The sequence below is a fragment of the Streptomyces sp. NPDC048671 genome (assembly GCF_055587045.1).
This window is the reverse complement of record NZ_JBVJHB010000007.1, coordinates 191371-203737: the sequence shown is the minus strand read 5'-3', so window position 1 is coordinate 203737 and position 12367 is coordinate 191371. Positions and strand designations below refer to the sequence as shown.

10 protein-coding genes are annotated in these 12367 nt (G+C 71.7%); 8 read left to right on the top strand and 2 right to left on the bottom strand.

The window, feature by feature from the left end; genetic code table 11:
• The first annotated feature begins 86 nt into the window (after positions 1-86).
• The 6 genes from scy to ACZ6S6_RS16175 all read left to right on the top strand — a co-directional run bounded on the left by scy (position 87) and on the right by ACZ6S6_RS16175 (position 9261).
• Positions 87-3869 (top strand): polarized growth protein Scy, encoded by a 3783-nt coding sequence (gene scy / locus ACZ6S6_RS16200; RefSeq protein ID WP_362963188.1) that lies wholly within the window; start codon positions 87-89, stop codon positions 3867-3869.
• Between the two features lie 189 nt (positions 3870-4058).
• Positions 4059-4997: a coiled-coil domain-containing protein gene (locus ACZ6S6_RS16195; RefSeq protein ID WP_362963186.1), complete on the top strand. Its 939-nt coding sequence runs from the start codon at positions 4059-4061 to the stop codon at positions 4995-4997.
• 120 nt (positions 4998-5117) lie between these two features.
• On the top strand, positions 5118-6167 hold the full coding sequence (locus ACZ6S6_RS16190; protein WP_469706023.1) for an ABC transporter ATP-binding protein: 1050 nt from the start codon (positions 5118-5120) through the stop codon (positions 6165-6167).
• A gap of 4 nt (positions 6168-6171) precedes the next feature.
• Positions 6172-6951, top strand: a complete 780-nt coding sequence (locus ACZ6S6_RS16185) for an ABC transporter permease (protein ID WP_362963183.1) — start codon at positions 6172-6174, stop codon at positions 6949-6951.
• 205 nt (positions 6952-7156) lie between these two features.
• Entirely contained in the window at positions 7157-8389 is a 1233-nt protein-coding gene (locus ACZ6S6_RS16180; RefSeq protein WP_362963181.1) for an ATP-binding cassette domain-containing protein, read from the top strand.
• Positions 8386-9261 carry an ABC transporter permease gene (locus tag ACZ6S6_RS16175; protein WP_362963179.1) on the top strand — a complete coding sequence of 292 codons (876 nt, stop codon included), beginning with the start codon at positions 8386-8388 and terminating at the stop codon, positions 9259-9261. Before ACZ6S6_RS16180 ends, ACZ6S6_RS16175 begins: the two co-directional genes overlap by 4 nt.
• 34 nt (positions 9262-9295) lie before the next feature.
• Here ACZ6S6_RS16175 and ACZ6S6_RS16170 read toward each other — a convergent pair whose 3' ends face one another.
• A complete protein-coding gene (locus ACZ6S6_RS16170; RefSeq protein ID WP_362963177.1) occupies positions 9296-9625 on the bottom strand; it encodes an ATP/GTP-binding protein in 330 nt (109 codons plus the stop codon).
• A 211-nt stretch (positions 9626-9836) separates the two neighbouring features.
• Between ACZ6S6_RS16170 and ACZ6S6_RS16165 the strand changes: the two genes are divergently transcribed.
• Positions 9837-10880, top strand: a complete 1044-nt coding sequence (locus ACZ6S6_RS16165) for an LLM class flavin-dependent oxidoreductase (protein ID WP_362963175.1) — start codon at positions 9837-9839, stop codon at positions 10878-10880.
• A gap of 90 nt (positions 10881-10970) precedes the next feature.
• On the opposite strand, the gene ACZ6S6_RS16160 is transcribed toward ACZ6S6_RS16165, so the two are convergent.
• Positions 10971-11363, bottom strand: a complete 393-nt coding sequence (locus ACZ6S6_RS16160; RefSeq protein WP_123461692.1) for an SCO5389 family protein — start codon at positions 11361-11363, stop codon at positions 10971-10973.
• A 263-nt stretch (positions 11364-11626) separates the two neighbouring features.
• Here ACZ6S6_RS16160 and nucS point away from each other — a divergent pair, with 263 nt between their 5' ends.
• Entirely contained in the window at positions 11627-12298 is a 672-nt protein-coding gene (gene nucS / locus ACZ6S6_RS16155) for an endonuclease NucS (RefSeq protein ID WP_219574249.1), read from the top strand.
• Positions 12299-12367 lie beyond the last annotated feature (69 nt).

The following is a 12367-nucleotide window of genomic DNA, read 5'->3' as shown; positions in this document are numbered from 1 at the left end:
CGGTACTCGTTCGGAGTTTGCGACCAGGGTTGGGGTCTCCCCTGTTCGAACCACGTTGAGAGCTCGGGGAAGGATGGGACCGCGCAGTGCGGGGCTACGAACGCCAGGAGAGCCACCGAGCTGAAGACGACCATCTCTCGCGGTTCGAAGCCGAGATGGACCGGCTGAAGACCGACCGGGAGAAGGCCGTCCAGCACGCCGAGGACCTCGGTTACCAGGTCGAGGTCTTGCGTGCCAAGCTGCACGAGGCCCGCCGCAGTCTGGCGACCCGTCCCGCCTACGACAGCGCGGACATCGGCTACCAGGCGGAGCAGTTGCTCCGTAACGCCCAGGTCCAGGCCGAGCAGCTGCGCAACGACGCCGAACGCGAACTGCGCGACGCCCGTGCGCAGACGCAGCGGATCCTTCAGGAGCACGCGGAGCATCAGGCCCGGCTCCAGGCCGAGCTGCACAACGAGGCCGTGCAGCGGCGCCAGCGGCTCGACCAGGAGCTGGCGGAGCGCCGCCAGACCGTCGAGTCCCATGTCAACGAGAACGTCGCGTGGGCCGAGCAGTTGCGGGCCAGGACCGAGTCCCAGGCCCGCCGGCTGCTGGAGGAGTCACGGGCCGAGGCCGAGCAGGCGCTGACCGCCGCACGCGCCGAGGCCGGCCGGCTGGCGGACGAGACGCGCCAGCGGCTCGGTTCCGAGGCGGAGTCCGCCCGGTCCGAGGCCGAGTCGATGCTGCTGCGGGCCCGCAAGGACGCCGAGCGGATGCTGAACGCCGCGTCCAGCCAGGCGCAGGAGGCCACCGCTCACGCCGAGCAGCTGCGTACCTCGACGACGGCCGAGACCGAGCAGACCAGGCAGCAGACCGCCGAGCTGAACCGGACCGCCGAGCAGCGCATGCAGGAGGCCGAGACGCAGCTGCGCGAGGCCCGCGTGGAGGCCGAGAAGGTCCTGTCCGAGGCGAAGGAGGCCGCGGTCAAGCGGCTGGCCGGCGCCGAGTCGCAGAACGAGCAGCGCACCCGTACCGCCAAGTCGGAGATCGCCCGGCTGGTCGGCGAGGCCACCAAGGACGCCGAATCGCTGAAGGCGGAGGCCGAGCAGTCGCTCGCCGACGCCCGCGCCGAGGCGGACCGGCTCCGTTCCGAGGCGGCCGACGCCGCGCGCACCGCCGCCGCCGAGGACGCCGCGGCCCAGCTCGCCAAGGCGGCCCGTGCCGCCGAGGAGGTGCTGACCAAGGCGTCGGACGACGCGAAGTCGACCACCCGGGCAGCGGGCGAGGAGGCCGACCGGATCCGCCACGAGGCGGAGGCCGAGGCGGACCGGCTGCGCGGCGAGGCCGCCGAGCAGGCCGACCAGCTCAAGGGCGCGGCCAAGGACGACACCAAGGAGTACCGGGCCAAGACGGTCGAGCTCCAGGAGGAGGCCCGCAGGCTGCGCGGCGAGGCCGAGCAGCTGCGCTCCGAGGCGGTCGCCGAGGGCGAGCGGATCCGCGGCGAGGCCCGCCGGGAGGCCGTCCAGCAGATCGAGGAGGGCGCGAAGACCGCCGAGGAGCTGCTGTCCAAGGCGAAGGCCGACGCGGAGGAGCTGCGCGGCGCCGCGGGCACCGAGAGCGAACGGGTCCGCACCGAGGCCACCGAGCGGGCCGGCACGCTGCGCAAGCAGGCCGAAGAGGCCCTGGAGCGGGCCCGCGCCGAGGCCGAGACGCTGCGCACCGAGTCCGAGGAGCAGGCGGAGTCGACGACGTCGGCGGCCGAGCAGGCGGCGGCGGAGCTGCGCGAGGAGACCGAGCGCGCGGTAGCGGCGCGGCAGGCCGAGGCGGCCGACGAGCTGACCCGGCTGCACACCGAGGCCGAGACCAGGGTCACCGCGGCCGAGCAGACGCTCGGCGAGGCGCGCACCGACGCGGAGCGCGTCCGGCGCGAGACGAACGAGGAGTCCGAGCGGCTGCGCACCGAGGCCGCCGAGCGGCTGCGCACCCTCCAGGAGCAGGCCGAGGCCGAGGCCCAGCGGCTGCGCGACGAGGCGGCGGCCGATGCCTCGCAGTCCCGTGCGGAGGGCGAGAGCGTCGCCGTACGGCTGCGCTCCGAGGCGGCCGCCGAGGCGGAGCGGCTGAAGACCGAGGCGCAGGAGAGCGCCGACCGGGTGCGGTCGGAGGCCGCGGCCGCCGCCGAGCGGGTGGGCACGGAGGCCGCCGAGGCGCTGGCCGCCGCCCAGGAGGAGGCGAACCGGCGCCGCCGCGAGGCGCAGGAGACCCTCGACGCGGCACGTGCCGAGGCGGACCAGGAGCGCGAGCGGGCCCGCGAGCAGAGCGAGGAGCTCCTCGCCTCCGCCCGCAAGCGGGTCGAGGAGGCGCAGGCCGAGGCGCAGCGTCTGGTCGAGGAGGCGGACAGCCGGGCGACCGAGATGGTCTCCGCGGCCGAGCAGACCGCCCAGCAGGTACGGGACGCGGTCAGCGGGCTTCAGGAGCAGGCCGAGGCGGAGATCGCCGGGCTGCGCTCCACCGCCGAGCATGTCGCGGAGCGGACGAAGTCCGAGGCGCAGGGCGAGGCGGACCGGGTCCGCGCCGACGCCTACGCCGAGCGGGAGCGGGCCGGCGAGGACGCGGCCCGGATCCGCTCCGTCGCGAAGGAGGAGACCGAGGCCGCGAAGGCGATGGCCGAGCGGACGGTCTCCGACGCGATCGCGGAGTCGGAGAAGCTGCGGGCCGACACCGCGGAGTACAGCCAGCGGATGCGTACCGACGCGTCCGACGCCCTGGCCTCCGCCGAGCAGGACGCCTCGCGCAGCCGTGCCGAGGCCCGCGAGGACGCCAACCGGATGCGGTCGGAGGCGGCGGTCCAGGCCGACCGTCTGATGTCCGAGGCGACCGCCGAAAGCGAACGCCTCGTGACGGAGGCCGCGCAGCAGGCGGCGCGGACCGGTGACGAGGCGGCGGGCGAGGCGGAGCGGCTGCGGGCGGAGGCGGCGGCGACCGTCGGTTCCGCGCAGGAGCACGCGGCCCGGACCCGCGAGGAGTCGGAGCGGCTGCGGAGCGATGCCGAGGCCGCGGCCGAACAGATGCGTGCCGAGGCCCGCCAGGAGGCGGACCGGCTGCTCGACGAGGCGCGCGAATCGGCCTCGAAGCGCCGGGCCGACGCCGCGGAGCAGGCCGACCAGCTGATCAACAAGGCTCAGGAGGAGGCGCTGCGCGCCGCCACCGAGGCCGAGGAGCAGGCCGACACGATGGTCGGGGCGGCCCGGAACGAGGCCGTCCGGATCACCTCCGACGCGACGGTCGAGGGCAACTCCCTGGTCGAGCGGGCCCGGACTGACGCGGACGAACTGCTGGTCGGCGCGCGGCGGGACGCCACCGCCATCCGGGAGCGGGCCGAGGAGCTCAGGACCCGCCTGGAGGGCGAGATCGAGGAGCTGCACGACCGTGCCCGGCGCGAGACCTCCGAGCAGATGAAGACGGCCGGCGAGCGCGTCGACAACCTGATGAGGGCGGCGACCGAGCAGCGCGAGGAGGCCGCGGCGAAGGCCAAGGAGCTTCTGTCCGACGCCGGTTCGGAGGCGAGCAAGGTCCGGATCGCCGCCGTGAAGCGGGCCGAGTCGCTGCTGAAGGAGGCCGAGCAGAAGAAGGCCAGCCTGGTGCGCGAGGCCGAGAAGCTGCGCTCCGACGCCGAGTCCGAGGCCAAGCGGACGGTGGACGAGGGCCGGCGGGAACTCGATGTCCTGGTGCGCCGGCGGGCGGACATCAACACGGAGATCTCCCGAGTCCAGGACGTACTGGAGGCGTTGGAGTCGTTCGAGACCCCCGCGGCGGGCGGTAAGGGCGCCGAAAGCGTCAAGGCCGGGGCCGCGGCAGGTACTCGTTCGAGTGGCAAGCCGTCCGATGGGTAGGTCCCGTCCGCGGGGGCTCCCGCGGTCCCGCAACGACATTCAGCCCCCCGAGTGGCAAGGGTTGCGGGGGTTAGCCACTCAAAAGGGGTGTCATTCTCCAGATCAAACGGGCATCTGCTCGATGACACGCCGTCCGGGCCCCTAGGATTCCCCCTATCACCTCACCGGTCTTACTTCGACAGGAAACCCATGAGTGACCCTTCCTCCCCCTTCGGCTTCGAGCTCGTGCGGCGTGGTTACGACCGCGGTCAGGTGGATGACCGCATTACCAAGCTCGTCGCCGACCGTGATAGTGCTCTCGCCCGCATCACGTCTCTGGAAAAGCGCATCGAGGAACTGCACCTCGAAACGCAGAACGCCCAGGCCCAGGTGAGCGACGCGGAGCCGTCGTACGCCGGTCTCGGCGCGCGTGTGGAGAAGATTCTCCGCCTCGCCGAGGAGGAGGCGAAGGACCTGCGAGAAGAGGCCCGTCGCGCCGCCGAGCAGCACCGCGAGCTGGCCGAGTCCGCAGCCCAGCAGGTGCGCAACGACGCCGAGGCGTTCGCCGCCGAGCGCAAGTCCAAGGCCGAGGAAGACGGCGTCCGCATCGTCGACAAGGCCAAGGGCGAGGCCACCACGCTTCGCACGGACGCCCAGAAGGACGCCGCCCAGAAGCGCGAGGAGGCCGACGCCCTCTTCGAGGAGACCCGCGCCAAGGCCGCCCAGGCCGCCGCGGACTTCGAGACGAACCTCGCCAAGCGCCGCGACCAGTCGGAGCGCGACCTCGCGTCCCGTCAGGCCAAGGCCGAGAAGCGTCTGGCCGAGATCGAGCACCGCGCCGAGCAGCTCCGCCTGGAGGCCGAGAAGCTCCGTACGGACGCCGAGCGCCGGGCCCGTCAGACGGTGGAGACCGCGCAGCGCCAGTCCGAGGACATCGTGGCGGACGCCAACGCGAAGGCCGACCGGATCCGCAGCGAGTCTGAGCGCGAGCTCGCGGCACTCACCAACCGCCGCGACTCGATCAACGCGCAGCTGACCAACGTCCGCGAGATGCTGGCGACGCTGACCGGCGCCGCCGTGGCCGCCGCCGGCACCCCCGCCGACGAGGAGCCCGCCTCCCGCGGCGTCCCGGCCCAGCAGACCCGCTGACGCCAGGGAACAACACGGTAACGACCGGTGGTCCCCCGACGCACCGGCCGGTCCGACACCGACGCGCCCGGTTCCGCCCTTGTGGTGGCGCCGGGCGCGCGGCCGTTCTAGCGTGAACGCATGATCGAGCTCGATGGCCTCACCAAGCGTTTCGGCAGCAAGGTTGCCGTCGACCAGTTGTCGTGCCGGATCAGGCCGGGGATGGTGACGGGTTTTCTGGGACCCAACGGGGCGGGCAAGTCCACCACGATGCGGATGATGCTCGATCTCGACAACCCCACCAGCGGATCGGTACGCATCGACGGCAAGCACTACCACGAGCTGGAAGAACCGCTGAAGTACATCGGCGCGCTGCTCGACGCCAAGTCGATGCACGGCGGTCGCAGCGCGTACAACAACCTGCTCTGTCTCGCGCAGAGCAACCGGATCCCGCGGAGCCGGGTGGCGGAGGTCCTGGACACCGTCGGTCTGACCGCGGTGGCGAACAAGAAGTCCAAGGGTTTCTCCCTCGGCATGGGGCAACGGCTGGGCATCGCCTCGGCACTGCTCGGTGATCCCGAGATCCTGATGTTCGACGAACCCGTCAACGGTCTGGACCCCGAGGGAATCCACTGGATCCGGAATCTGATGAAGGCGCTCGCATCGGAGGGCCGGACGATCTTCGTCTCCTCGCACCTGATGAGCGAAATGGCGCTCACCGCGGATCACTTGATCGTGATCGGCCAGGGCAGGCTGCTGGCCGACACCTCGATGGCCGACTTCATCCACCAGAACTCCCGCAGTTACGTACGGCTGCGCTCGCCGCAGCAGGAGCGGCTGCGCGACGTACTGCACGCGGAGGGCATCATCGCGGTCGAGTCGGGCAACGGCACGCTGGAGATCGACGGCGCCACCACCGAGGACCTGGGCGAGCTCGCCGCCCGGCACACCATCGTGCTGCACGAGCTGAGTTCCCAGCGGGCCTCGCTGGAGGACGCCTTCATGCAGATGACGGCGGACTCCGTGGAGTACCACGCGCACTCCGAGCGGGGACCCGAGCCGCCGCCGGTGGGACCGCACTGGGGCGACCAGTGGGGGCAGCCGCCCGGCGCCGATCCCGGCCCTCCCGACGGCACTCCCGACGGCACTCCCGGGGCCCCCGGCGGGTCCGGCACCGGCAAGGGGGCGTGACGCGATGGCATCGGTACCCGCGGTCCTGACCTCCGAATGGACCAAGATCCGTACGGTCTCCTCGACCACCTGGACGCTGATCTCCGCGTTCGTCGTCACCGTCGCGATGGGCGCAGCGCTCTGCGCCGTGATGAACTCCCAGTTCAACAGCCTCTCCGACGCGGAGCGGGCCACGTTCGACCCCACCTACGTCAGCTTCTCCGGGATGATCCTCGGTCAGCTGGCGATGGTGGTCTTCGGTGTGCTGGTGGTCGGTACGGAGTACAGCTCCGGCATGATCCGCACCTCGCTGGCGGCCGTGCCGCAGCGCGCCACGTTCCTCTTCAGCAAGATGCTGGTGGCCGGTGTGCTGGCCCTGGTGGTCGGCCTCGCCACCAGCTTCGTCACCTTCTTCCTCGGCCAGGCCCTGCTCGGTGACCACAGCACCGGCATCGGCGCGGACAACGTGCTGCGGGCGGTCTTCGGCGGCGGCATCTACATGGGGCTCATCGCGGTCTTCTCCATGGCGGTGGCGGCGATGCTGCGCAGCTCGATGCTGTCGCTCGGCATCCTGATGCCGTTCTTCTTCCTGGTCTCCCAGATCCTGTCGGCCGTACCGGGCGCCAAGAGCGTCGCCCGGTACTTCCCCGACCAGGCCGGGTCCAAGATCATGCAGGTGGTGCCCGACGCGATGAACAGCAGTCCGGCTCCCTACGGGCCGTGGGCCGGGCTGCTGATCATGGTCGCCTGGGTGGCGGCCGCGGTGATCGGCGGCTTCCTCGTACTCAAGAAGCGGGACGCCTGAACCGGGGCCCGTCCGGGGGCCGTCCGGGGGCCGTCCGGGGGCCGTCCGGGGGCCGTGGACCCCGGTCCACGGCCTTCACCCGGGGGCGCGCCGCCGCAACGACTTGGCCGGAACCGTAAAGGCCTGGTTATCCTCCTAACTCTTACGGGGGCGTGCGGCCGGACGGCCTGGGCCCCGAGAGCAGATAAGTCGATGGGGCTGGAGCATGATCGAGGCAGTCGGCCTGACCAAGCGCTATGGCGCGAAGACGGCCGTGCACAATCTTTCCTTCCAGGTGCGGCCGGGCACCGTCACCGGGTTCCTCGGTCCCAACGGGTCGGGCAAGTCGACGACCATGCGGATGATGCTCGGCCTGGACCGGCCGACCGCCGGCCATGTGACGATCGGCGGCCACGCCTACCGCAGCCTGCCGAACGCCCCGCGCCAGGTGGGCGCGCTGCTGGACGCCAAGGCGGTGCACGGCGGCCGCAGCGCCCGCAACCACCTGCTCTCGCTGGCCCAGCTCGCCGGCATCCCCGCCGCCCGGGTCGATGAGGTGCTCGGTGTCGTCGGCCTCCAGGACGTCGCCCGGAAGCGGTCCAGGGGCTTCTCGCTCGGCATGGGGCAGCGGCTGGGCATCGCGGCCGCGCTGCTGGGCGACCCGCAGGTGCTGCTCTTCGACGAGCCGGTCAACGGGCTCGACCCGGAGGGCATCCTCTGGGTCCGCAACCTGATGAAGATGCTGGCGTCCGAGGGCCGCACGGTCTTCGTCTCCAGCCACCTGATGAGTGAGATGGCACTCACCGCCGACCATCTGATCGTGATCGGCCGCGGCCAGCTGATGGCCGATATGAGCATCACGGACTTCATCTCGGCCAACTCGGCCGACTTCGCCCGGGTCCGGGTCCAGGACAACGGGTCCGAGCAGCGGGAGAAGCTCACCGCCACCCTCATCGAGGCGGGCGGCCAGGTCATGTCGGAGCCGGACGGCGCCCTGCGGATCACCGGGCTGAAGCTGCCCCGGATCAGCGATCTGGCCCATGACTGCGACGTACGGCTGTGGGAGCTCTCGCCGCACCAGGCCTCGCTTGAGGAGGCGTACATGCGGATGACGCAGGGCGCCGTGGACTACCGCTCGACGGCGGACCAGAAGGCCGGACTGCAGCAGCCCTTCCCGGACGGCGGATACGGGCAGCAGCACCCCGGGTACGCGCCGCCCCCGCTGGCCGTCCCGGAGGTGCCGCAGCAGGGCTGGTACGCCCCGCCGCCGCCCGGGGACAACCCGTACGCGACAGCCCCCGGACCGGGCGGGCAGGCGGCCGCGGCCCCGGTAGCGCCTCCCGCCGCCCCGGCCCCCGCCACTCCCCCGGCTCCCGCCCCCACCGCTCCCGCCCCGGCAGCGCCCGCCGCGACTGCCGCGGACCCGACCGCGCGCGACACCAGCGAGGACCCCCGATGACAACGCCGTCCACGCCGCCGACGCCGTACCAGCCGCAGGCGTACCAGCAGCCGCCCGCACCGCGGGGGAACGCGCAGGCCGGCTTCTACACCTCGCCGATCCCGGTGCGCCGGGCCACCCTCGGCGACGCGATCGCCTCCGAGTGGACCAAGATCCGTTCGGTGCGCTCCACGATGTGGACGCTCGGCGTCCTGGTCGTGCTGCTGCTCGTCATCGGTCTGCTCTCGGCGATCGCGGTCGACGCGTCCGACACCGACCTGGGCTCCACCCCGGTGCTCAGCCTCGGCTTCTTCGGCGTACTGCTCGGCTCGATCTGTGTGATCACGCTCGGCGTGATGACGATCGCCTCGGAGTACGGCACCGGGATGATCCGTACGACGATGACGGCCTGCCCCAGCCCCGGCCGGGTGCTCGGCGCGAAGGCCATCGTCTTCTTCCTCCTCACCTTCGTCCTGACGACGGTGATGACCTCGGTCGTCGCGGTACTCCAGGCGGCCATCCTGGACGCCGATACGCCCAGCGGCGCGGACTGGCTGCGCAGCACGGTCGGCGTCGGCCTCTACATCGCGACGCTGGGGCTGCTCTCGCTGGCGATCGGCGCGCTGATCCGGCACTCGGCCGGTGCGATCACCGTCATGATCGGTGTGGTGCTGCTGCCGCTCGTGCTGGCGATCTTCATGTTCGCCGAGTCGCTCGCGAAGCTCCAGGAGTGGCTCCTGGAGTACTCGATCCCCAACCAGCTCAGCAACTTCTACGACGCCTCGGTCACCGAGTCGGGGCCGTCCGGCTGGGAACCGCTGTGGATCATGCTCGGGGTGACCGCCGTGGCCATGGGCGGCGCCTATCTCGCGATGAGCCGCCGGGACGTCTGACCGGCCGCCGCCCCGGCGCCGCCGGGGGGGGCGTTCAGTACCGAGGCGCGTTCCTGGACCGCTGCACCCGTGTGGTGCGGCGGTCCCTCGCGTTCCAGCACGCCTTGTGCCAGTGCCTGCGGTCGTCGATCCCGCCGTACTGGGGCCAGGCCACCAGGTGCGGGACGCCGGACGGGATCTCCTGGTCGCAGCCGGGGCACCGGTAGCGCTTGCCCGCCGCGCTCGCGCCGCTCACCGGGCGGACGGACCAGTCCTCGCCCTGCCACTCCTCCGCGCGGCCGCCACCCCCGTACCGGTCCCCCACCGCGCCGGCGCTTTCGGTGGGACTCTCGCCGCCTCGGGGGCGGTTGCGGCGCGGGGACACGTGACACCTCACGGGGCAGGGCTGGGCAGTTCCCGACCAGCGTAGGGCCATTCGGCCGGGGCAGATGTCCCGCACCGCGCACCACCGGGCCCAGGGCGGGACGGGTTACCGGAAAATCGCAACAACTTCACCCCCGACCGTGCCTTTGGCACGTGTCAGACGTTGTTGCCACTAGGGGAAAGCCGCGTCGGCCGCAAGGAGGCAATAGGCGATGCGTGTGGGAACGTTTGTACTGGCAGCCCAGTTTCCGGGGCAGGGGCCGGGGGAAGCGCTGCATCGCGCGATCCGGTCCGCCGAGGTCGCGGAGGAGTCCGGCCTCGACTCGGTCTGGCTGGCTGAACACCACTTCGTGCCGTACGGGGTCTGCCCGTCCGCCGTGACGCTGGCCGCCCTGCTGCTCGGCCGCACCCGCAGAATCCGGGTGGGCACGGCGGTGAGCGTGCTGCCGACGCAGCATCCGGTCGCGCTCGGCGAGCAGGCGGCGCTGCTCCACCTCACCAGCGGCGGCCGGTTCAGCCTCGGCGTCGGCCGGGGCGGCCCCTGGATCGACCTGGAGGTGTTCGGCGGCGGCCTGGAGGCGTACGAGAGGGGCTTCCCGGAGTCCCTGGGGCTGTTGCTCGACTGGCTGCGCGAACCGCGCGTGGCGGGCCGCGGGGAGCGTTACGACTTCCCCGAGGTGGCGGTGGTGCCCCGGGCCGACGAGCTGTTCGACGGGGAGAGCGGCGAGAGCCCCGGCGGTCCCGAGGTGGTCGTCGCGTGCACCTCGCCGAAGAGTGTGCGGCTCGCGGCCGAGAACGGCCTGCCGATGCTGCTCGGCATGCACTGCGGGGACGAGGAGAAGGCCGAGATGGTCGGCCTCTGGCGGACCGCCGCGCTGGCCGCCGGCCGTTCGCCGGAGAGTGTGCGGCAGGCCGGGCACGTGTCGGCGGGAGTGGCCCAGATCGCGGACCGCGCCGAGGATGCCACCGAGACGCTCGTGAAGGCGATGCCCGGCTGGCTGCGGCAGGGGCTGGACGCCCATGTGACGGTCGACGGCCGGCACCGGGTGATGCGCGACCCGGTCGGCTATACGGAGATGCTGAGCGGTATTCACCCGGTGGGCCCGCCCCGGCTCGCGGCGGACCGGCTCGCGGCCACGGCGGAGCGCACGGGTATCACCCGCTTCGCGCTCCTGGTCGAGGGCTCAGGAGATCTCGTGGCCACGGAGGAGAACGTAGCGCGCCTGGGCACCGAGGTGCTGCCGCTCCTGAAATGATGCGCCGGAACCGCTGTTCCGCCGTACGAACGGGAGCTGCCGCCCCGGACCAGTGGCACCTCCCGCGGCCCGGAGCGACAGCAAAGGTGTTCAGCAGTCCCGTAGTTCGGGCGACTGGTTGAGCAACTGGCCCCTCACCGAGGTGAAGCGGGCCAGCCGGTCGTCGACCGAGGCGTCCAGCGGGAACACCGCGACACGGTGGCAGTTCTGGAATGCCAGACGCACCCCGAAGTGCCGCTGCAGCGCGCCGCGGATGGCATCACTCGCGAGCGCACGCAGCAGCTGGCCACGTGCCTGCTCGTCCGGCGGCGGCGTCTGGTTGTCGGCGAACTCGCCGCCGTCGACCTTCAGCTGAGCCACCAGCGAGCTGATCATCTCCCACGCGAAGGGCAGGGAGGTCCGGACGCAGTCGACGAAGTCGGCTTCGTCGACCTCGCCTCGCTCGGCCTGTTCCAACAGCGCCGGTGAGACGTCGAGCGACATGGGTTCTCCTCTCGCGACCCCGACGGAGGGCCGGGGCCTTACGGGCAGGGAAGGAGGACGGCGACGCAGCGTGCACAGACGGCGACCTCCTGCATCCACGGTAAGGGTGCAGTCCGGGCCGCACCAGGAGATTGGGAACACAACCGGCCAATAACGAAGGGGTTCAAAGGCGGACAAGACAGATTCGGTCAGGTCGGGGCGGGGATGGAGTGACGGGTGGGTGAATCGCGTCGACCGCCCGTCGTCGAGTAGCGTGGCCCACCATGCGTCTCGTCATCGCCCGCTGCTCCGTGGACTACGCGGGCCGGCTCACGGCCCACCTGCCCTCCGCTCCCCGTCTGATCCTGGTGAAGGCGGACGGGAGCGTGTCGATTCACGCCGACGACCGGGCGTACAAACCGCTCAACTGGATGTCGCCGCCCTGCACCCTGAAGGAGGGCGCCGACGACACCGCGGGCGTCTGGACCGTGGTGAACAAGGCGGGCGAAAAACTGATCATCACGATGGAGGAGATCCTCCATGACTCGTCCCACGAGCTGGGCGTCGATCCCGGCCTGATCAAGGACGGCGTGGAGGCACACCTCCAGGAACTGCTCGCTGACCGGATCGAGACCCTCGGCGAGGGCTACACCCTGATCCGCCGCGAGTACTTCACCGCCATCGGCCCGGTCGACATCCTGTGCCGCGACGCCGACGGTCAGACCGTGGCCGTCGAGCTCAAGCGACGCGGCGACATCGACGGCGTGGAACAGCTGACCCGCTACCTGGAGCTGCTCAACCGCGATCCGCACCTCGCGCCGGTGAAGGGCATCTTCGCCGCCCAGGAGATCAAGCCCCAGGCCCGCGTGCTGGCGACGGACCGCGGGATCGGCTGCGTGGTCCTCGACTACAACGCGATGCGCGGCATCGAGGACGACAAACTCAGGCTGTTCTGACCCCGGCCACCTCAAGCCCGTCCGGCGATTGAGGACGGAACCCTCGTCCCGGATTCCGGGACCCCGCCG